This window comes from Enterobacter sp. SORGH_AS_0287 (genome assembly GCF_031453695.1).
Taxonomy (GTDB): domain Bacteria; phylum Pseudomonadota; class Gammaproteobacteria; order Enterobacterales; family Enterobacteriaceae; genus Enterobacter; species Enterobacter ludwigii.
The window spans coordinates 2,025,433-2,044,560 of the sequence record NZ_JAVIZW010000001.1 but is presented as its reverse complement, the minus strand read 5'-3'; the positions used below and the strand labels follow the sequence as shown (position 1 = coordinate 2,044,560).

General features: G+C 56.1%; 21 protein-coding genes. 10 read left to right on the top strand and 11 right to left on the bottom strand.

What is annotated here, in order from left to right:
* Positions 1-15: 15 nt before the first annotated feature.
* From deoR to QE396_RS09715, 3 genes are all read right to left on the bottom strand, one after another.
* Positions 16-774, bottom strand: a complete 759-nt coding sequence (gene deoR / locus QE396_RS09725; RefSeq protein ID WP_014169292.1) for a DNA-binding transcriptional repressor DeoR — start codon at positions 772-774, stop codon at positions 16-18.
* 67 nt (positions 775-841) lie between these two features.
* A complete protein-coding gene (gene ybjG, locus QE396_RS09720) occupies positions 842-1,450 on the bottom strand; it encodes an undecaprenyl-diphosphate phosphatase (RefSeq protein WP_047366307.1) in 609 nt (202 codons plus the stop codon).
* A 7-nt stretch (positions 1,451-1,457) separates the two neighbouring features.
* Positions 1,458-2,186 (bottom strand): phosphatase PAP2 family protein, encoded by a 729-nt coding sequence (locus QE396_RS09715; RefSeq protein ID WP_047366306.1) that lies wholly within the window; start codon positions 2,184-2,186, stop codon positions 1,458-1,460.
* A 168-nt stretch (positions 2,187-2,354) separates the two neighbouring features.
* Here QE396_RS09715 and QE396_RS09710 point away from each other — a divergent pair, with 168 nt between their 5' ends.
* The gene (locus QE396_RS09710) at positions 2,355-3,587 is read left to right on the top strand and encodes an MFS transporter (protein ID WP_014169295.1); all 1,233 of its coding nucleotides are present in this window, start codon (positions 2,355-2,357) and stop codon (positions 3,585-3,587) included.
* 40 nt (positions 3,588-3,627) lie between these two features.
* Here QE396_RS09710 and QE396_RS09705 read toward each other — a convergent pair whose 3' ends face one another.
* Both QE396_RS09705 and QE396_RS09700 read right to left on the bottom strand, forming a co-directional pair.
* Complete coding sequence (locus QE396_RS09705) at positions 3,628-4,440, bottom strand: Cof-type HAD-IIB family hydrolase (protein WP_020884881.1); 813 nt, start codon at positions 4,438-4,440, stop codon at positions 3,628-3,630.
* Positions 4,430-5,644, bottom strand: coding sequence for an MFS transporter (locus tag QE396_RS09700; protein WP_047366305.1), 1,215 nt, complete (start codon positions 5,642-5,644; stop codon positions 4,430-4,432). The genes QE396_RS09705 and QE396_RS09700 overlap by 11 nt, the downstream gene beginning before the upstream one ends.
* Positions 5,645-5,726: 82 nt before the next feature.
* Here QE396_RS09700 and QE396_RS09695 point away from each other — a divergent pair, with 82 nt between their 5' ends.
* Positions 5,727-6,278, top strand: coding sequence for a TetR/AcrR family transcriptional regulator (locus QE396_RS09695; RefSeq protein WP_047366304.1), 552 nt, complete (start codon positions 5,727-5,729; stop codon positions 6,276-6,278).
* Here QE396_RS09695 and QE396_RS09690 read toward each other — a convergent pair.
* From QE396_RS09690 to QE396_RS09670, 5 genes are all read right to left on the bottom strand, one after another.
* Positions 6,275-7,051 carry an SDR family NAD(P)-dependent oxidoreductase gene (locus QE396_RS09690; RefSeq protein WP_113656810.1) on the bottom strand — a complete coding sequence of 259 codons (777 nt, stop codon included), beginning with the start codon at positions 7,049-7,051 and terminating at the stop codon, positions 6,275-6,277. The two genes, QE396_RS09695 and QE396_RS09690, sit on opposite strands and share 4 nt — an antisense overlap.
* 117 nt (positions 7,052-7,168) lie before the next feature.
* Positions 7,169-7,600 carry a glutaredoxin-dependent arsenate reductase gene (gene arsC / locus QE396_RS09685; RefSeq protein WP_025204600.1) on the bottom strand — a complete coding sequence of 144 codons (432 nt, stop codon included), beginning with the start codon at positions 7,598-7,600 and terminating at the stop codon, positions 7,169-7,171.
* A 12-nt stretch (positions 7,601-7,612) separates the two neighbouring features.
* Positions 7,613-8,902 carry an arsenic transporter gene (locus QE396_RS09680; RefSeq protein ID WP_047366302.1) on the bottom strand — a complete coding sequence of 430 codons (1,290 nt, stop codon included), beginning with the start codon at positions 8,900-8,902 and terminating at the stop codon, positions 7,613-7,615.
* A gap of 36 nt (positions 8,903-8,938) precedes the next feature.
* Positions 8,939-9,259, bottom strand: a complete 321-nt coding sequence (locus tag QE396_RS09675; RefSeq protein WP_032677759.1) for a metalloregulator ArsR/SmtB family transcription factor — start codon at positions 9,257-9,259, stop codon at positions 8,939-8,941.
* 250 nt (positions 9,260-9,509) lie between these two features.
* Positions 9,510-11,195 (bottom strand): aspartate:alanine antiporter, encoded by a 1,686-nt coding sequence (locus QE396_RS09670; RefSeq protein WP_014169303.1) that lies wholly within the window; start codon positions 11,193-11,195, stop codon positions 9,510-9,512.
* 273 nt (positions 11,196-11,468) lie between these two features.
* On the opposite strand from QE396_RS09670, the gene QE396_RS09665 reads away from it, so the two are divergent.
* Positions 11,469-11,843: an inner membrane protein YbjM gene (locus QE396_RS09665; protein WP_020884874.1), complete on the top strand. Its 375-nt coding sequence runs from the start codon at positions 11,469-11,471 to the stop codon at positions 11,841-11,843.
* Between the two features lie 30 nt (positions 11,844-11,873).
* Here QE396_RS09665 and QE396_RS09660 read toward each other — a convergent pair whose 3' ends face one another.
* Positions 11,874-12,143 carry a GrxA family glutaredoxin gene (locus QE396_RS09660; protein WP_014169305.1) on the bottom strand — a complete coding sequence of 90 codons (270 nt, stop codon included), beginning with the start codon at positions 12,141-12,143 and terminating at the stop codon, positions 11,874-11,876.
* A gap of 182 nt (positions 12,144-12,325) precedes the next feature.
* Here QE396_RS09660 and nfsA point away from each other — a divergent pair, with 182 nt between their 5' ends.
* The 7 genes from nfsA (at position 12,326) to potI (ending at position 19,107) form a co-directional block, all read left to right on the top strand.
* Positions 12,326-13,048 carry a nitroreductase NfsA gene (gene nfsA, locus QE396_RS09655; protein WP_025204598.1) on the top strand — a complete coding sequence of 241 codons (723 nt, stop codon included), beginning with the start codon at positions 12,326-12,328 and terminating at the stop codon, positions 13,046-13,048.
* A 69-nt stretch (positions 13,049-13,117) separates the two neighbouring features.
* Positions 13,118-14,020, top strand: a complete 903-nt coding sequence (rimK, locus tag QE396_RS09650) for a 30S ribosomal protein S6--L-glutamate ligase (protein ID WP_020884872.1) — start codon at positions 13,118-13,120, stop codon at positions 14,018-14,020.
* 63 nt (positions 14,021-14,083) lie between these two features.
* The gene (locus QE396_RS09645; protein WP_047366301.1) at positions 14,084-14,560 is read left to right on the top strand and encodes a YbjN domain-containing protein; all 477 of its coding nucleotides are present in this window, start codon (positions 14,084-14,086) and stop codon (positions 14,558-14,560) included.
* A gap of 351 nt (positions 14,561-14,911) precedes the next feature.
* Positions 14,912-16,024 (top strand): spermidine/putrescine ABC transporter substrate-binding protein PotF, encoded by a 1,113-nt coding sequence (potF, locus tag QE396_RS09640; protein ID WP_014169310.1) that lies wholly within the window; start codon positions 14,912-14,914, stop codon positions 16,022-16,024.
* A 143-nt stretch (positions 16,025-16,167) separates the two neighbouring features.
* On the top strand, positions 16,168-17,301 hold the full coding sequence (potG, locus tag QE396_RS09635) for a putrescine ABC transporter ATP-binding subunit PotG (protein WP_020884870.1): 1,134 nt from the start codon (positions 16,168-16,170) through the stop codon (positions 17,299-17,301).
* Positions 17,302-17,311: 10 nt separating this feature from the next.
* Positions 17,312-18,265 (top strand): putrescine ABC transporter permease PotH, encoded by a 954-nt coding sequence (gene potH / locus QE396_RS09630; protein ID WP_047366299.1) that lies wholly within the window; start codon positions 17,312-17,314, stop codon positions 18,263-18,265.
* Positions 18,262-19,107, top strand: a complete 846-nt coding sequence (gene potI / locus QE396_RS09625) for a putrescine ABC transporter permease PotI (protein WP_020884869.1) — start codon at positions 18,262-18,264, stop codon at positions 19,105-19,107. The genes potH and potI overlap by 4 nt, the downstream gene beginning before the upstream one ends.
* The last annotated feature ends 21 nt before the right edge of the window (positions 19,108-19,128 follow it).

Sequence of the window (19,128 nt, the reverse complement as noted above, 5' to 3'; positions counted from 1 at the left end):
ACCTCTGCACCTGACTCAGTACATCAACTTCACCTGCTGCGCTTTCGCGTAGGCCACGGTCTCTTCATCCGGACGGCAATCGCTGACGATGGCGTCAAAGCGCGACAGCTCACCCATTCTTGCCGGACGAACCTTGCCAAACTTGCTGTGATCGACCACCAGCACATGGTACTGCGCGGCGCTTAATGCCCAGTGCTTGACCGGCAACTCTTCCAGGTTAAAGCAGGTTGCTCCCTGACGGACAGTGACCCCCGCTGCGGAATAAAACGCGATATCCGGACATACGTTGCTGAGCGTATCCTGCAGATTCAGCGGCTTAAAGATGGCATTGCTGGCGTGAAACTCACCGCCACAGAGGATCACCCGGCACTCGGGTTTCTCCTGCAGTGCCAGAAAGGTATTCAGCGAGTAACACACCGCCGTAAACGGAATGCTGCTGTCGATCGCTTCGATTATCCACGGCGTGGTGGTGCCGCAGTCAAAAAACAGCGTCTGATGCGGTTGCACCAGCGAGGCCGCAAGCCGGGCGGCTTTGCGTTTCTCTTCCACCAGGCGCGTCTTTTGGTCGCTGATCAGATAATGGCTGGCGCTACGCGGCTCAAGCACAATGTACCCGCCCAGCAGCACGACAGGCGCGCTCTCGCTGTTCAGATCCCGGCGAATGGTCATCTCAGAGACCCCGAGGAGACTGGCGGCTTCCTTAAGATGAAGCTTATCACTGCGCTTCAGCGCCTGTATCAGCTGAGCAATGCGGTCATCGCGACGTGTTTCCATAGTTCCTCGGGATAAAAAAGTGAACCCCCGCAGGGCGGGGGTTCAAGTGTAACCTGTCAGGCTGGGGTTAGTCACGTATCCAGCCTTTGCGGATCGGGATAGCAAAAAGGGTGCGATACAGATAAGACAGGCCGCAGTAGAGCGCTTCACCGAAGAGATTCCACAGGATCGCTGCGCTGACGCAGCCGATGAGACCGACCAGCAACCCCCCCACCATATCCATCGGCCAGTGGACGCCGAGATAAACGCGAGACCAGGCGATAGCCCCGGCCACCACCATCAGCACCGCACCCGACCACAGACGATGCCAGAACAGGAAGGCCAACGCGAAGGTAAAGATAACCGTCCCGTGATCGCTTGGGAACGAGTCATCCGGGGCATGGTGCAGGAACGTATACCCCGCGTGGTCGACGAAGGGGCGGTCGTGCGGGAACGTCAGGCCCAGAATGTAGCTGACCAGCACGCTGATCCCGAGGGCCATCGCCATCTTAATTACCAGCTGACGCTGCGCCTTCACCTGGCTTCTCGGCCCCCACAGCCAGAGGATCGCCGCCAGCACCGGCACGATACTGATCAGATCTTTTGCCAGGAAGGTGGCGAAATCAATCATCCACTCTGGCGAGGCCGGAGTGGCGTTGATGAGATAAAACAGCTGGTAATTCAAATTCTCTAACATAGCGTTGTCACTCTTTAGCAAACCAGGTGGAGACCAGACCGTAGACCACCAACTGGGAAAACCAGACCCACCACCCAGCCCACAGGTTGTGAGAGAAAAAATGCGCCCCGCGCATGACCTGGCCGTAACCCATCGCCAGACCTAAAGCGACGCCCAGCACAACGAAGCACCAGGCAAGACGCGGACGCTCGCGCCAGAAGGCAAAGAACAGTCCCATCACCATAAAGCCGCTGGAGGCATGACCGCCGGGGAAACAGCGCCCCGGACCGCTGTCAGCGGGAGCGACACTGAACAGCGGATAAGAAACGGCCTTACCGCCATACTCCACCAGATCCCACGGGCAGCTGTGATGGCTTATGCTTTTCAGTACGCCAACCACCAGCGCGCCAAGCCCCATCAGCAGCGCGGCCGTGACCAGTCTCGCATTGCGCCTGAACGCGCCATAAATGAGCGCAACAGCACCTGCGGCGATGGCGATGTACTTCGCCAGTCGATGGTTCAGCAGGTCCAGCAGGTGGTCTTGCTGCAGTGGAAAACGGTGAGCAGCCGCGTCATACCATAAACCGGTGATCCATCTGTCGAGCGTTTCATCGCGGGATAGCCAGGTAAACAGCACGGCAAGGGCTATCAGTATTAAAAGCTGATAACCATAAAAGCGGGGTGGTAGACGGTAAAGTCGTTTTGTCTTATTTGTCTGTAAGTTAGACAATTCTGAACGGCTGGAAGTGGGTGCCATAATCCGGAGTCGTTGACGAGAAATGGGGCTATCATAAATCTGTCAACTTAAGGAAACCTTAAACAAAGACGATATGTGCTTTATTTCTGTTTCTTCTGGATAAATCACTATCTCGGGCCAGGGCATTTCATTACACTCGTCGCGATTTTGTCACGATAAAGAGATTGCATGTTAAACCGTTCTTCTTCTGGTTCACGTCTGGGTCGTCAGGCGTTGCTTTTCCCCTTGTGTCTGGTGCTCTACGAATTCTCTACTTACATCGGCAACGATATGATCCAGCCCGGCATGCTGGCCGTTGTTGAACAGTACAACGCAGGGATCGAATGGGTACCGACCTCCATGACCGCCTATCTGGCTGGCGGCATGTTTTTGCAGTGGCTGTTAGGGCCGCTGTCGGATCGTATTGGCCGTCGTCCGGTGATGCTGACGGGCGTGGTGTGGTTTATCGTGACCTGCCTCGCCACGCTGCTGGCGCAAAATATTGAGCAATTTACCCTGCTGCGCTTCCTGCAGGGGGTGAGCCTCTGCTTTATCGGTGCCGTCGGGTATGCCGCCATCCAGGAGTCGTTTGAGGAAGCGGTGTGTATCAAGATTACCGCGCTGATGGCGAACGTGGCGCTGATCGCGCCCTTGCTGGGGCCGCTGGTGGGCGCTGCCTGGGTACACGTTGCACCGTGGGAAGGGATGTTCGTGCTGTTTGCCGTGCTGGCCGCCGTCGCTTTCTTTGGCCTGCACCGCGCGATGCCGGAAACCGCTACCCGTCTGGGTGAGAAACTGTCGCTAAAAGAGCTGGGCCGGGATTACAAAGAAGTGCTGAAGAACGGCCGCTTTGTGGCGGGCGCGCTGGCGACGGGGTTTGTTAGCCTGCCTCTGCTGGCGTGGATTGCCCAGTCGCCGGTCATTATCATCAGCGGCGAGCAGCTCAGCAGCTATGAGTATGGCCTGCTGCAGGTGCCAATTTTTGGCGCGCTGATTATCGGTAACCTGGTGCTGGCGCGTCTCACATCCCGCCGTACGGTGCGTGCCTTGATCATTATGGGCGGCTGGCCCATTGCTGCCGGGCTGGTTCTGGCGGCGGTCGCGACAGTGGTGTCGTCCCATGCGTATCTGTGGATGACCGCAGGATTAAGCGTTTACGCGTTCGGTATCGGTGTGGCGAATGCCGGGCTGGTGCGCCTGACCCTGTTCGCCAGCGAGATGAGCAAAGGCACGGTGTCAGCGGCGATGGGCATGTTGCAAATGCTGATTTTCACCGTTGGAATCGAGGTGAGCAAACACGCCTACGCATTTGGCGGCAACGGTCTGTTCAGCCTGTTTAATCTGGCTAACGGCGTGCTGTGGGTTGGGCTTATCGTGGTGTTCCTGAAGGATAAACGCGTCGGGAATGCTTTACAGCCGTAAGCTGTTTTCCCTCTCCCGGCGGGAGAGGGCCATGGTGGCGTCAATGAAACGGCGCTTCGCCGTTCAACACCTTATCAATTACATCCAGCACGCCTTCGTCGTTATTGTGCGGGGCTTCAAAGCGCGCCACCGCCTTAATATGCGGCCTGGCGTTTGCCATCGCAAAGCTGAACCCTGACTGGCGCAACATTTCTACGTCGTTCCCGCTATCGCCAAAAGCCACCACTTCGCTGTCATCAATGCCCCAGCGCTTTTGCAGTATTCGCAGACCGTTGGCTTTATGCACCCCGGGGATGATGAGGTCGATACTGCCGTGGCCGGTCGTGACGGGCACCATAATGTCGTTCAGCTTTTCGTGCAGCATCGCCTGAATACGCGGGATGTCGTCGTCAGAGACGTTAAGCCCGAATTTGAAGAAAATATCGTTCAGGTTGCCGAAATCACTCACCATTTCGAGACGGTGGTAGTACTTTGCCGCGATATCCTTAAAGCCGTCGTCATAGTGCTTCAGCGTATAGGCGCTGCTTTTTCCGCAGGCGATAATCTCAATGCCCGGCACATCGTTTAACACGGCGGCAACGGTGTCGAAGTGCGTCTTCGACAGTTCACCGTTAAAGACATCTTCCCCGGCGCTGACCACCCAGCCGCCATTTTCCGCGACAAACGCAATTTCATGGGCAATCTCCGGGAAAAAGGAAATCAGCTGGTAGTACTGGTTGCCGCTGGCAACCGCAAAGCGAATGCCTTGCGCTTTCATTCGTGCATATTGCGCCAGAAAACGCGGGCGGTTATAGGTCTTGGCATCGCTCAGAAACGTGCCATCCATGTCGACGGCGATCAGTTTAACGCTCATATCCCTTCTCCAGTGTCGTTTGTTCCGTTTCCGGCTTCGCGACCGCGCGCGCTACCAGCGCTGCGATGATCACTAACCCTAACACCACCAGCATGGCGCTGCGGAGCCCGTAGTGCTCACCGAGGAAGCCGAGCAACGGTGGCCCCACCAGGAAGGCGAGGTAGCCCGTGGTGGCCACCACGCTGACGCGGGTCGGTGCATCCGGGCCAGTGTCGCTGGCGGCTGAAATGGTGAGCGGGAAGCCAAGCGATGCCCCCAGACCCCAGAGGATCACCGACACGCCGGCAATCCAGTCCACGTCCACAAAGATGATCATCGCAATCCCCAGCCCGCCCAGCAGGGCGCTGGCACGCACCACCGCCACGCGGCTGTAGCGGTCAATAAACCAGCCACCGGTAAAGCGCCCGACGGTCATCCCGAGGGTGAAACCGGCGTAGATCAGGGAGCCGGAGGTTGGACTAAAACCGTGGCCGTCAACCATCAGCAGCGGCAGCCAGTCGTTAGCGGACCCTTCCGCAAAGGCCATCGCCAGCACCACCACGCCGATCAGCATCAGCTGAATGTCGCGGTAAAACGGCAGCCCTTTTTCCGCGGTGGCGTGTTCGTCAGAGGTGTTCTTGCCGGTGCCGTCAGGGATCGCCCGGATACCGGTCAGAATGGGGATAATACATACCAGTGCGGCCAGCAGAATATGCAGGTTCGCGGCGACGCCCGAGGCCGTCAGCGCCATCCCCACACCCGCACCGGCCAGCGTGCCAAGGCTGTAAAAGCCATGCATCATCGGCAGTACGGTTTTATTCATCTCTCGTTCAACCGTTGCCCCTTCAACGTTAATGGCAACTTCAGCGGCACCGAAGCTGCCGCCAAACACCGTCAGCCCAAGGGCAAACAGCACCGGCGAGGCAAACCACAGCGCCACGCTCAGCACCAGCATCCCGAACACGGCACAGCACATGGTGGTGCGGATGACCGCCCGTGTACCGAAGCGTTTGACAAGCCACGCGGAGCACAGAATACCGCTCATGGAGCCTATCGACAGGCCAAACAGCACGATGCCCATCTCGGCCGTTGAGACGGATAAAATATCGCGAATGGCCGGGGTTCGCGTGGCCCATGAGGCCATCAGCAGACCGGGAATAAAGAAGAACATAAACAGCGCCCACATGCGCAGTTGCAGAGTTCTACGGGGGGAGATCAGAGTCATTGAAGTCAGCACCGGAAGTACAACAATAGCGACAACACTAGCAAGTTTGTGTACATTTGTACACAAACCACGTGGGGAATTTATGAGCAGAGCACCGAACGATCCTCAACGCCGGGAGAAGATCCTGCAGGCGACCCTGGACACCATTGCAGAGCACGGTATTCATGCCGTGACGCACCGGAAAATCGCCACCTGCGCGGGCGTGCCGCTGGGGTCGATGACCTACTATTTTGACGGTATGGAGTCGCTGCTGGAAGAGGCCTTTACGTGGTTTACCCGGCAGATGTCGCAGCAGTATCGGGATTTCTTCGCCGGCGTGACCGGGCCAGAAATGGCGTGCGAATCCATCACCACGCTGATCCACAGTTCGCAGGTCACGACGCCGCATAATATGGCGCTGATGTACCAGCTCTATGCCTTTATGCACCGCAGTGCGGCGCTCAAAACGGTAATGCAGGACTGGATGAAAATGAGCCAGACCACGCTTGAGCAGTGGTTCGACCCGGTGACCACCCGCGCGCTGGATGCCTTTATCGAAGGGATGACGCTGCACTTTGTGACCGACAGGGCCCCGCTCACCCGGGAGGAGATCCGGGCGATGGTCGGCAGGATAGCGGGCGAGAGCGGACGTTAGATTGTGGTCGCGCCGGCCGTCATGTTCACCGTTGTTCCCGTGATGGCACCGGCTGCATCTGACGCCAGAAACGCGATGGTGTCTGCCACCTGTTCCAGCGTCGGCAGGCGATTCAGCATCGTGCTCTGTGCCGCGCCCTCCAGAAACTGCTCCACGGTGATGCCCATCGCCTGCGCCTTGATGGCGAACAGGTCACCCACACCGGAACCGGCCTGAACCGCGTCGGCTATCGCATGCGAACGCACGCACAGGACGCGAATATTCTTTGCCCCCAGCTCCGCCGCGAGCGCACGGGTTAACGCTTCCGTCCCGGCACAGCCGACGATATGCCCGAGATGTCCCGGCATCGCCATATTTGCAGCCGGCGCAACGACGGTGATAAGCGTTCCGGCACGCTCACCGCCCATATGGGGTGCGACAGCTTTGGCGATGTTGAAATAGGCGGTCAGAAAAGGGTCGAATCCCTGTCTGAATTCACTGAGCGTTAATGCGTCGAGGCGTTTACCCTGGTCATGCATAAAGCCCGTGGCATTCACGACGATATCAATGCCGGTAACGTCCGGGAGCGTCGCGTCGGCATCGAGAGCATCGAAAACAAACAGCCGGGCTGACCCGCCAGCGGCGTGAATGCGGTTAGCGACGTGCTCCAGCCTGGCCTGATCGCGTGCCGCGAGGTAGACCGTAGCCCCTTCACGGGCGAGCGCGTACGCAGCGGCGCTGCCAATAGCACCGCTGCCACCAAAGATAACGGCGGTTTTATTTTTGAGACTCATACCTGCATTCCCTCACCAGACCGGTCCATCAAATTATGGGTCGGGTGACGGCGGATGCAACTCCGCCACGGGGCAGGGTATGTGGCTGACAAGACTTACGGCATCACTATCAGCAGATTAGCTGCCGGAGATTTTTTTTCCGCTGGCGTCCACCACCGCTTCGCCATCTTCTTTCGTAAACGCCCCTTTCTGTGCATCAGGCAGGATATCGAGTACGACTTCGGAAGGGCGGCACAGGCGAGTGCCCAGCGGCGTCACTACGATCGGACGGTTAATCAGGATCGGATGCTGCAGCATAGAATCGATAAGCTGGTCGTCGGTAAACCGGTCCCCGGCGAGGCCCAGCTGTTCATAAGGTTCGACATTTTTGCGCAGCAAATCCCGCACGGAAATCCCCATCTCAGCAATCAGTCTGGTCAGTTCATCACGTGACGGTGGGTTCTCAAGGTACAGAATAATTTCGGGTTCAGTGCCGCTGTTGCGGATCATCTCCAGCGTGTTGCGTGAGGTGCCGCAGGCTGGATTGTGGTAAATGGTGATATGGCTCATATCCGTTACTCATTACAGTGTGAAGGAGAGACGTAACGCCAGCGCGGCGAGCGTCACAAACAGAACCGGCAACGTCATGATGATGCCTGTCCGGAAATAATAGCCCCAGGTGATCGTCATGTTTTTCTGCGCCAGGACATGGAGCCAGAGCAGGGTGGCCAGGCTGCCGATAGGCGTGATCTTCGGACCCAGGTCGCAGCCAATCACGTTGGCATAAATCATCGCGTCCTTAATCACACCCGATGCCGTGCTGCCATCGACAGACAGTGCCCCAATCAGGACGGTCGGCATATTGTTCATTATGGATGACAGGAACGCCGTGATGAACCCGGTACCGAGCGTGGTGGCCCACAGGCCATGTCCGGCGAGGAGATTGAGTACCCCTGACAGATACTCCGTCAGCCCGGCATTGCGCAGGCCATACACCACCAGGTACATCCCCAGCGAGAAGATAACGATCTGCCACGGTGCGCCACGAAGCACTTTTCCCGTATTAATGGCATGCCCGCGCTTTGCAACGGCAAACAAAATCAACGCGCCTGCTGTCGCGATAGCACTGACCGGAATGCCGAGCGGTTCAAGTACAAAGAACCCGACAAGGAGCAGTAACAGAACAATCCAGCCCGTTCTGAAGGTTGGAAGATCGTTAATCGCGCGGGAAGGCTCGCGGAGTTTTGACAGGTCGTATGCCGGCGGAATGTCCTTTCGAAAGAACAGGTGCAGCATCACCAGCGTGGCCGCAATCGCGGCGAGATCCACGGGGATCATCACCGAGGCGTATACGCTGAACCCCAGCGAGAAGAAGTCTGCCGATACGATATTCACCAGGTTCGAAACGATCAGCGGCAGGCTGGCAGTGTCGGCGATAAATCCAGCCGCCATGACAAACGCCAGCGTGGCCTGCTTGCTGAACCCGAGGGCCAGCAGCATGGCGATAACGATGGGCGTGAGGATAAGCGCCGCGCCGTCGTTGGCAAAAAGCGCCGCAACGGCCGCACCCAGCAGAACGATATACGTAAACAGCAACCGGCCCTTGCCATTACCCCAGCGGGCCACGTGCAGCGCCGCCCACTCGAAAAATCCGGACTCATCAAGCAGCAGGCTGATGATGATGACGGCGATAAACGTGGCCGTCGCATTCCAGACAATATTCCACACCTCCGGTATATCGTTAATGTGGATCACGCCGCTGACCAGCGCCAGTACAGCACCTATCGTGGCGCTCCAGCCGATACTTAACCCTCTGGGTTGCCAGATGACCAGCACCAGTGTAAACAGAAAAATTGCCCCAGCCAGAAACATCGTGAACTCCGTTATATCTGTTTTTATGAATGTGTTTTAACACGCGCCCGGAAGACGGTTTTTCAGCTTTGTACGGGTCTCTTCCCGCAAGCAGTTCCAGCTGTTGTCAATCACGGTGGCAGCCCATGCCGGCATAGTGGGGGACAAACGGTAATAAACCCATTTCCCTTCCCGGCGATCGCTCACCAGCCCGGATTCACGCAGCAGTGCCATATGGCGCGATACCTTGGGCTGTGATTCAGCCGTGGCGGAACAGAGATCGCAGACGCACAGTTCCCCGGCTTCGCGCAGAAGCATGACGATGGACAGGCGGGTCTCGTCGGAGAGGGCTTTGAAAAGTTGGACCGGATGTAGCATCGGCTTTCCTGCGGTTGGTTATATATATGGTTAAGCATATATATTTGGATGGAAAGAGGGAAGGCGGAATGTTGAAGAGGGGAATTTCAGGCAACAAAAAACCCATCAACCTTGAACCAAAACGGCGGGGTTGATGGGCTCCACAAATTGGGGACATCAAAGAAAAGCAGTGGCAATAGTTATGACTGCCCCCTGATAAAAAAGTTCTGCGCGTAACGAAAATTTTTTCGTCGTGCGCAGAACTTAAGAGTTATCCGAGTCCAGGCCAGATGATGATGATCAGCGTACCCGCCAGCGTAAGCAGTACGTTAGCGATAGCGTAGGTGCCCGCATAGCCCAGCGCAGGAATATTGCTGCGTGCGGTATCACTGATAATTTCCATTGCCGGGGCGCAGGTACGGGCCCCCATCATTGCCCCGAAGAGCAGGGCGCGGTTCATGCGAAGCACATAAGCACCGAACAGGAAGCAAATCACTACCGGTACCAGGCTGACGATAAGTCCGGAAACCAACATCTGCCAGCCAACAGCCCCCAGGCTGTGGCCAATGCCGCTACCGGCGCTTAAGCCGACGCCCGCCATAAAGACCATCAGACCAAACTCTTTCACCATATTGAGCGCACCCTGCGGAATGTAGCCGAAGGTCGGGTGGTTCGCTCGCAGGAAGCCCAGCATGATGCCGGCGAACAGCAGCCCGGCAGCGTTACCGATGCCAAAGCTAAAGTTGCTGAACTGGAAGGTGATCATCCCGATCATCAGGCCAACGATAAAGAAGGCGCAGAAGGCCAGCAGGTCGGTGACCTGGCTGTGAATAGAGATAAAGCCGATGCGGTCTGCAACGGTTTTCACGCGTCGCGCATCGCCGCTGACCTGCAGAACGTCGCCTTTGTTCAGCACGACGTTGTCGTCAATTGGCATCTCAATCTGGCTGCGGATCACGCGGTTGAGGAAGCAACCATGATCGGTCAGCTTCAGCTGCGCCAGACGACGGCCGACGGCGTTATGGTTTTTCACCACAATCTCTTCGGTGACGATACGCATATCGAGCAGATCGCGGTCAAACACCTCTTTACCGTTGCGGAAGCTCGGGTCGAGGCGGGCGTGGGCATCCGGGTAACCGACCAGGGCAATGTCATCGCCCATCTGCAGCACGGCGTCGCCGTCCGGGTTTGCCAGAATGCCGTTACGGCGAATACGTTCGATATAGCAGCCTGTCTGGCGGTAAATCCCCAGCTCGCGGAGGTTTTTCCCGTCCGCCCATGCAACCAGCTCGGGCCCAACGCGGTAGGCGCGAATCACGGGCAGATAGACTTTACGCTTGCTGTCAGTGTCCAGACCGCGTTCGCGGGCAATTTGCTGAGCGCTGGTCTGCAAATCCTGGTGCTGCAGTTTTGGCAGGTAGCGGGCGCCCACAATCAGGCTCACCAGACCAATCAGATAGGTCAGGGCATAGCCCAGGCTAAGGTGGTCGAGCGCGGTAGAGAGTTGCGCACCGGCCATGCCGGAGTGGCGCAGGGTATCGCCTGCACCCACCAATACCGGCGTGGAGGTCATCGAGCCGGCGAGCATACCGGCCGTCAGCCCGATATCCCAGCCAAACAGTTTACCCAGCCCTAAGGCGATCAGCAGCGCGCTGCCGACCATGACCAGCGCCAGCATCAGATAATTTTTGCCGTCGCGGAAGAAAATTGAAAAAAAGTTGGGCCCGGCTTCCACACCAACACAAAAAATAAACAGCATAAAGCCTAAGTTGAGCGCGTCCGTGTTAATGCTGAAATGCTGCTGGCCTAATAATAGTGAGACGACTAAAACGCCAATGGAATTACCAAGTTGAACCGAACCAAGGCGCAATTTACCCAGGCAAAGGCCCAGCGCCAGTACCACAAATAATAACAGGATGTAATTCCCATTTAACAAGTCTGCGACGTTTATATTCACGGAGGCTAACTTCTTGTTTACCAGTAAGTTGTTGAATGAAAGGACTTTTTGGGCTACTGTTTTCTGGGTCAGGGAAAGGCTTTAACGCTCCCTGTTTCCAGCTTTATTCCCTAAAACATTAGCTGGCGGTTAGTTTAATCGTATTAGCTACTGACAGCCACCTATTATCGCTTCACCCTTTGTGTACTTTGGCAAGGATTGCCGCATTGCTTTATCTGACTGGGCGTCTACCCGACGAAAGTGTATTTGATAGAGATAAGTCAGGAGGATAGTTTGAACATTAAACGAAACTGGGCGGGGGTGATCAGCTGCTTTTTGCTGTTCATTGTCGTTTGCATGTCCCTCGCTTTTAATGTGAAGGGGGCGTTCAGGGCGTCGGGTCATCCGGAGCTGGGGCTGCTCTTTTTCACACTGCCAGGGGCTGCTGCCAGTTTTCTCTCCCGCCGGGGGGAAGTGGTGAAACCGTTACTGGGCGCAATACTTGCAGCGCCGCTGTGTCTGCTGCTGATGCGGTCACTGTATATTTCAACGCGAAGTTTCTGGCAGGAACTGGCGTGGTTGCTGAGTGGCGTCTTCTGGTGCGCACTGGGAGCGCTATGCTTTTTGTTTGTTCATAGCATGTTGGCCCGGCGCAGACAGCACAAATAAAAACGCCCTCAGGGTGAGGGCGTCTTAGCATTACTGAGCGGCAAACAGGCCCAGATGTTCTTTAGCGTATGCTTCAAAGTCTGTGCAACCGCCGATGTGTTTCTGATCGAGGAAAATCTGCGGTACGGTTTCAACCGGTTTACCCACGGTTTTTTCCAGATCGGCTTTGCTGATCCCTTCCGCATGGATATCAACATAACGGAAGTTAAAATCATCACGCTCTTCGGTCAGTTTCTCAGCCAGCTCTTTCGCGCGCACACAGTAAGGGCACCCTGGACGACCAAAAATTACTGCAAACATTTCTCTCTCCTCGAAAACAAGCCTGACGGCGAATGGGTCTATAGTGCCCGATAACCTGCCGTCATTAAAGAAGGTTTCGCCTGTCGTTATAATACCTCTCAGCTATGTTTCGCCAATTACATCGCGCGCATCATTGCTTATACTGGCTGCGATATGATTCACGCAAGACAAAGAGAGACAAGATGACGCCAACCATAGACCTGCTACGTTCCCATCGTTCAATTCGCCACTTCACCGACGAGCCGATAACGCCGGCGCAGCGTGAAGCCATTATTGACAGTGCAAGGGCGACATCCAGCTCCAGCTTCCTGCAGTGCAGCTCCATTATTCGTATTACCGACCCGGCAATGCGTGAACAACTGGTGACCCTCACCGGTGGACAAAAGCATGTGGCACAGGCAGCCGAGTTCTGGGTGTTCTGCGCCGATTTTAACCGCCACCTGCAGATCTGCCCGCAAGCCGAGCTTGGCCTTGCCGAACAGCTGCTGCTGGGTGTGGTGGACACCGCGCTGATGGCGCAAAACGCCTTCACGGCGGCGGAATCGCTGGGGCTGGGCGGCGTGTACATCGGTGGGCTGCGTAACAATATCGAAAGCGTTACCGAACTGCTGAAGCTGCCAAAACATGTTCTGCCCCTGTTTGGCCTGTGCCTTGGCTGGCCTGCGGATAACCCGGACCTCAAGCCGCGCCTGCCTGCGGCGATGCTGGTGCATGAAAACCACTACCAGCCTGTCGATCAGGATGTGCTGGCGCAATACGATGAAGAGCTGGCGCACTACTACATGACGCGCGACAGCAATAACCGTCGCGATACCTGGAGTGACCACATTCGTCGCACCATCATTAAAGAGAATCGCCCGTTTATTCTCGACTATCTGCATAAACAGGGCTGGGCGACACGATAGCCCATTCATCCTGCGCCTGCCTGCGTGTATGATACGCAGGCTTTTTCCATGTCTTTAGAGAGGTGCAGGGTGAAAATTGCCATTTTGTCCCGGGATGGAACGCTCTATTCATGTAAACGCCTGCGAGAAGCGGCGGCAAAACGGGGGCATCAGGTTGAGATCCTCGATCCGATGTCCTGCTATATGAACATTGATCCTGCTGCCTCATCGATTCATTACAAAGGCCGCAAGCTCCCGCATTTTGATGCGGTTATCCCCCGCATCGGCTCCCAGATAACCTATTACGGCACGGCCGCGTTGCGCCAGTTTGAGATGCTGGGCAGCTATCCGCTCAATGAATCCGTTGCGATATCTCGTGCCCGCGATAAGCTCCGTTCGCTGCAACTGCTTGCCCGGCAGGGAATCGATCTTCCGGTTACCGGCATTGCGCATTCACCGGACGACACCAGCGATTTAATCGATATGGTGGGTGGCGCGCCGCTAGTGATCAAGCTGGTGGAAGGCACTCAGGGCATTGGTGTGGTGCTGGCCGAAACGCGGCAGGCGGCGGAAAGCGTGATTGACGCCTTTCGTGGGCTGAATGCCCATATTCTGGTGCAGGAGTACATTGAAGAAGCCAAAGGACGCGACATTCGCTGTTTTGTTGTCGGTAACGAGGTGGTTGCGGCCATCGAACGCCAGGCAAAAGAGGGCGACTTCCGCTCTAATCTGCACCGTGGCGGCGTGGCGAGAGTCGCGGATATCAGCGATCGCGAGCGTGAGATTGCCGTGAAGGCGGCGCAAACGCTGGGGCTGGATGTGGCGGGTGTTGATTTACTGCGGGCGACGCGCGGGCCGCTGGTGATGGAGGTGAATGCCTCACCGGGACTGGAAGGGGTGGAAAAAACCACCGGGGTCGATATTGCGGGTAAAATGATCTCATGGGTCGAGCGCCACGCAACGCCGGGCTACTGTCTGAAAACGGGCGGTTAAATGGATTACAGCGCACTTTTTGCGTACTCTATGCGAAGTTTTTAATAAAGAGGCTGCACAGCGATGGATTTACAGGTCGTTCCAACACTGGATACGTTACGTCAATGGCTCGATGATGCCGGTATCACTTTCTTTGAATGTGATTCCTGCCAGGCGCTGCATTTGCCTCATATGCAAAATTTCGATGGTATTTTCGATGCCAAAATCGATCTCATTAACGACGTAATCCTCTTCTCTGCGCTGGCCGAAGTGAAACCGTCTGCGCTGCTGGCATTGGCCTCTGACCTGTCGGCCATCAACGCCAGTTCTTTGACGGTGAAAGCATTTCTCGATATACAGGATGATAATCTGCCAAAACTGGTCGTTTGCCAGTCTTTATTCTCCGGTGCCGGCCTCTCTTTCAAGCAGTTCTCCTGGTTTATGCGCTTGAGTGAAGAGCAAATTTCGATGGTAGTGATGGAAGCGAATGCGCACCATCTGCTGTATAGCACGGAAGATGATGCAGAGAATAATGATGCATCTCCCAATTTTCTTCACTAAGCCTGTCTGACTTTTGCGCAGTCGCTGCCATAGCGGCTGCATAACGCCATTTTTTCTGCTGCTTTTAACCTTTCTTTAAAGAATTTTTCACCTCCCCAAACGCCATTTCGGCTTATCACGTAGACATAACCTGCATAAAAAATTGATAAAAGGCGTTTTTTCGTCTGGGCTATAGCCGGAGACACGGGCTACAGTTATTCTTGCGATGCTTAAAAAAGCGAGCGGATCCTGCCGGGTAAAGAGGTTTCTTTTTATTTCGTGCAGAGCGACAAACTATGCATGATTATTGCATATCTTCAGATTGCACAGTTTTAGTTCGTTTGTTAACGAGCTTTCAGAAGGAATAACGATATGATCGCCTTGAATAAAAAATGGTTATCGGGTCTGGTTGCGGGTGCTCTGATGGCCGTCTCTGCCGGCACGCTCGCTGCGGAACAAAAAACGCTGCACGTTTATAACTGGTCTGACTATATCGCGCCGGATACCGTCGCTAATTTCGAAAAAGAGACCGGCATTAAAGTGGTCTATGACGTTTTCGATTCCAACGAAGTGCTGGAAGGGAAACTGATGGCGGGCAGTACCGGTTTTGACCTGGTGGTACCCTCCGCAAGTTTCCTTGAGCGTCAGCTGACGGCAGGTGTCTTCCAGCCGCTCGATAAGAGCAAATTACCGAACTGGAAAAACCTCGATCCGGAAGTGCTTAAACTGGTCGCCAAGCATGACCCGGACAACAAATACGCGATGCCGTATCTGTGGGCGACCACCGGTATTGGCTATAACGTCGATAAAGTCAAAGCGGTGCTGGGTAAAGATGTCAAACTCGACAGCTGGGACGTGGTGCTGAAGCCGGAAAACCTTGAGAAGCTGAAAAGCTGCGGCGTCTCTTTCCTGGATGCGCCAGAAGAGATTTTCGCCACCGTGCTGAACTACCTGGGCAAAGATCCTAACAGCAGCAAGGCCGATGATTACACCGGCCCGGCAACCGATCTGCTGCTGAAGCTGCGTCCGAACATTCGTTACTTCCACTCCTCGCAGTACATCAACGACCTGGCAAACGGCGACATCTGCGTGGCGATTGGCTGGGCAGGGGACGTATGGCAGGCGGCTAACCGCGCCAAAGAAGCCAAAAACGGCGTGAATGTTTCCTACTTCATTCCAAAAGAGGGCGCGCTGGCGTTCTTCGACGTCTTCGCCATGCCGGCTGACGCGAAAAACAAAGACGAAGCTTACCAGTTCCTTAACTACCTGATGCGTCCGGAAGTCATCGCGCATATCAGCGATCACGTCTATTACGCTAACGGCAATAAGGCCTCTGTACCGCTGGTCAGCGAAGAGATCCGCAATAATCCGGCTATCTATCCGCCGGCGGATGTGTTTGCCAAGCTGTTCACCCTGAAAGTTCAGGATCCAAAAATTGACCGCGTACGTACCCGTGCGTGGACCAAAGTGAAAAGCGGTAAATAACGGCGTCCGGTACGGTTGCCCGGTGGCGAAAACGCTCACCGGGCCTGCTAAACCCGTCGGTCGGGCTGGCGTGAGCGCCGCCCGACGATGCGCACCCTGATGGTGCGTTTGCACCAGTTTTGATTTCTGCCGGAGAGCACCCCGTGAATGACGCGATCCCCCGCCCGCAGGCGAAAGTCCGTAAAGCGCTGACCCCGCTTCTTGAAATTCGTAACCTCACCAAATCTTTCGATGGTCAGCATGCCGTGGACGACGTCAGCCTGACTATCTACAAAGGTGAAATTTTTGCCCTTCTGGGCGCATCTGGCTGCGGTAAATCGACCCTGCTGCGTATGCTGGCCGGTTTTGAACAGCCTACCGCCGGGCAAATCATGCTGGATGGTGTCGATCTTTCCCGCGTGCCGCCGTATCAGCGCCCGATAAACATGATGTTCCAGTCTTACGCGCTCTTCCCACATATGACGGTGGAGCAGAATATCGCCTTTGGTCTTAAGCAGGACAAACTGCCGAAAGCCGAAATCACCGCCCGCGTGGCAGAGATGCTCAGCCTGGTGCACATGCAGGAGTTCGCGAAGCGTAAACCGCATCAGCTCTCGGGTGGCCAGCGTCAGCGCGTGGCGCTGGCCAGAAGCCTGGCGAAACGTCCTAAGCTGCTGCTGCTCGATGAGCCGATGGGTGCCCTGGATAAAAAACTGCGTGACCGTATGCAGCTGGAAGTGGTGGATATCCTTGAGCGCGTGGGGGTGACCTGCGTGATGGTTACCCACGACCAGGAAGAGGCGATGACCATGGCCGGGCGTATTGCGATCATGAACCGCGGTAAGTTCGTACAGATTGGCGAGCCGGAAGAGATTTATGAGCATCCGACCACCCGCTACAGCGCGGAGTTCATCGGGTCGGTCAACGTTTTCGAAGGGCTGCTGAAATCGCGCGAGGATGACGGTCTGGTGATCGAGTCGCCGGGGCTGCAGCATCCGCTTAAGGTCGATCCGGATAGCTCGGTGGTGGATAACGTGCCGGTGTATGTCGCGCTCCGCCCGGAGAAGATCATGCTGTGCGAAGATCCGCCTGCCGATGGCTTTAACTTCGCCGTCGGGGAAGTGGTGCACATTGCTTACCTGGGCGACCTCTCCATCTACCATGTGCGTCTGAAAAGCGGGCAGATGCTCAGCGCCCAGCTGCAGAACGAACATCGTTATCGCAAGGGACAGCCGACCTGGGGCGATGAAGTGCGCCTGTGCTGGGATGCGGACAGTTGTGTAGTGCTGACGGTATAAGGAGCGGACAATGAGTACCTTAGAACCTCCAGCCCGCGTTGAAAAACTGGGTGGCTTTGCGCACTGGCTGGCGCGCATGCAGATGAACCACGGACGCAAGCTGGTGATTGCCATGCCTTACGTGTGGCTGATCCTGCTGTTCCTGCTGCCGTTCCTGATTGTTTTTAAGATAAGCCTGGCGGAAATGGCGCGGGCGATCCCGCCCTATACCAACCTGCTGGACTGGGCTGACGGACAGCTGACGCTGACCCTTAACCTCGGCAATTTCCTGCAGTTGACGGAAGATCCGCTCTATTTCGAAGCATATCTGCAGTCGTTGCAGGTGGCGGCGATCTCGACGATCTGCTGTTTGCTGCTGGGTTACCCGCTGGCATGGGCCGTGGCGCACAGTAAATCGTCGACGCGCAACATTCTGCTGTTGCTGGTGATCCTGCCGTCATGGACCTCGTTCCTGATCCGCGTCTACGCGTGGATGGGGATCCTGAAAAACAACGGCGTGCTGAATAACTTCCTGATGTGGCTTGGGGTTATCGATCAGCCCCTGACAATCCTGCATACCAATCTCGCGGTCTATATCGGGATTGTTTACGCCTATCTGCCGTTTATGGTGCTGCCAATTTATACGGCGCTGACGCGTATCGATTATTCGCTGGTGGAAGCATCGCTTGACCTTGGTGCCCGCCCGCTTAAAACCTTCTTCAGCGTTATCGTTCCGTTGACCCGGGGCGGCATTATTGCCGGGTCGATGCTGGTCTTTATCCCGGCGGTAGGGGAGTTTGTTATCCCGGAACTGCTCGGTGGCCCGGACAGCATCATGATTGGGCGTGTGCTGTGGCAGGAGTTCTTTAATAACCGCGACTGGCCTGTGGCGTCTGCGGTGGCGATCGTGATGTTGCTCCTGCTGATCGTACCGATCATGTGGTTCCACAAACATCAGCAGAAACAGATGGGAGACCACGGATGAACAACTTACCGGTAGTGCGCTCCCCGTGGCGAATTGCCATCCTGGTGATTGGCTTTACTTTCCTGTATGCACCCATGTTGATGTTGGTGATCTACTCGTTCAACAGCTCCAAACTGGTAACGGTATGGGCCGGCTGGTCGACGCGCTGGTACGGCGAATTGTTCCATGATGACGCGATGATGAGCGCGGTGGGGCTGAGCCTGACCATCGCCGCGCTGGCGGCCACGATGGCCTCCGTGCTGGGGACCATCGCCGCGCTGGTCATGGTGCGCTTCGGGCGTTTTCGGGGGTCGAACGGCTTTGCCTTTATGATCACCGCGCCGCTGGTTATGCCAGACGTTATCACTGGTCTGGCGCTGCTGCTGCTGTTCGTCGCCCTGGCGCATGCCATTGGCTGGCCGGCAGATCGCGGCATGCTCACCATCTGGCTGGCACACGTCACCTTCTGTACCGCGTACGTGGCGGTGGTTATCTCTTCGCGTTTGCGCGAGCTGGACCGCTCCATTGAAGAGGCGGCGATGGATCTCGGTGCGACGCCGCTGAAGGTCTTCTTCATCATCACGCTGCCAATGATTATGCCGGCGGTGATCTCCGGCTGGCTGCTGGCGTTTACGCTGTCGCTCGACGACCTGGTTATCGCCAGCTTTGTCTCAGGACCGGGCGCGACAACGCTGCCTATGCTGGTCTTCTCCAGCGTACGCATGGGGGTCAATCCGGAGATTAACGCCCTGGCCTCGATTATCCTCGGGGTGGTCGGAATTGTCGGATTTATCGCCTGGTATTTGATGGCGCGCGCGGAAAAACAACGTGTGCGTGATATCCAGCGTGCAAGACGCGGCTGAAGGATTTAAAATTTCCAGTGA

What these genes read in the sequence shown, in the direction of transcription:
- QE396_RS09695 (WP_047366304.1), top strand. Translation starts at nt 5,727, where the DNA reads ATGAGCAGAGCACCGAACGATCCTCAACGCCGGGAGAAGATCCTGCAG.
- deoR (WP_014169292.1), bottom strand. Translation starts at nt 774, where the DNA reads ATGGAAACACGTCGCGATGACCGCATTGCTCAGCTGATACAGGCGCTG.
- QE396_RS09660 (WP_014169305.1), bottom strand. Translation starts at nt 12,143, where the DNA reads ATGTTTGCAGTAATTTTTGGTCGTCCAGGGTGCCCTTACTGTGTGCGC.
- QE396_RS09710 (WP_014169295.1), top strand. Translation starts at nt 2,355, where the DNA reads ATGTTAAACCGTTCTTCTTCTGGTTCACGTCTGGGTCGTCAGGCGTTG.
- QE396_RS09705 (WP_020884881.1), bottom strand. Translation starts at nt 4,440, where the DNA reads ATGAGCGTTAAACTGATCGCCGTCGACATGGATGGCACGTTTCTGAGC.
- QE396_RS09715 (WP_047366306.1), bottom strand. Translation starts at nt 2,186, where the DNA reads ATGGCACCCACTTCCAGCCGTTCAGAATTGTCTAACTTACAGACAAAT.
- ybjG (WP_047366307.1), bottom strand. Translation starts at nt 1,450, where the DNA reads ATGTTAGAGAATTTGAATTACCAGCTGTTTTATCTCATCAACGCCACT.
- QE396_RS09645 (WP_047366301.1), top strand. Translation starts at nt 14,084, where the DNA reads ATGGATTTACAGGTCGTTCCAACACTGGATACGTTACGTCAATGGCTC.
- QE396_RS09700 (WP_047366305.1), bottom strand. Translation starts at nt 5,644, where the DNA reads ATGACTCTGATCTCCCCCCGTAGAACTCTGCAACTGCGCATGTGGGCG.
- arsC (WP_025204600.1), bottom strand. Translation starts at nt 7,600, where the DNA reads ATGAGCCATATCACCATTTACCACAATCCAGCCTGCGGCACCTCACGC.
- potH (WP_047366299.1), top strand. Translation starts at nt 17,312, where the DNA reads ATGAGTACCTTAGAACCTCCAGCCCGCGTTGAAAAACTGGGTGGCTTT.
- QE396_RS09675 (WP_032677759.1), bottom strand. Translation starts at nt 9,259, where the DNA reads ATGCTACATCCGGTCCAACTTTTCAAAGCCCTCTCCGACGAGACCCGC.
- potI (WP_020884869.1), top strand. Translation starts at nt 18,262, where the DNA reads ATGAACAACTTACCGGTAGTGCGCTCCCCGTGGCGAATTGCCATCCTG.
- QE396_RS09690 (WP_113656810.1), bottom strand. Translation starts at nt 7,051, where the DNA reads ATGAGTCTCAAAAATAAAACCGCCGTTATCTTTGGTGGCAGCGGTGCT.
- nfsA (WP_025204598.1), top strand. Translation starts at nt 12,326, where the DNA reads ATGACGCCAACCATAGACCTGCTACGTTCCCATCGTTCAATTCGCCAC.
- potF (WP_014169310.1), top strand. Translation starts at nt 14,912, where the DNA reads ATGATCGCCTTGAATAAAAAATGGTTATCGGGTCTGGTTGCGGGTGCT.
- QE396_RS09680 (WP_047366302.1), bottom strand. Translation starts at nt 8,902, where the DNA reads ATGTTTCTGGCTGGGGCAATTTTTCTGTTTACACTGGTGCTGGTCATC.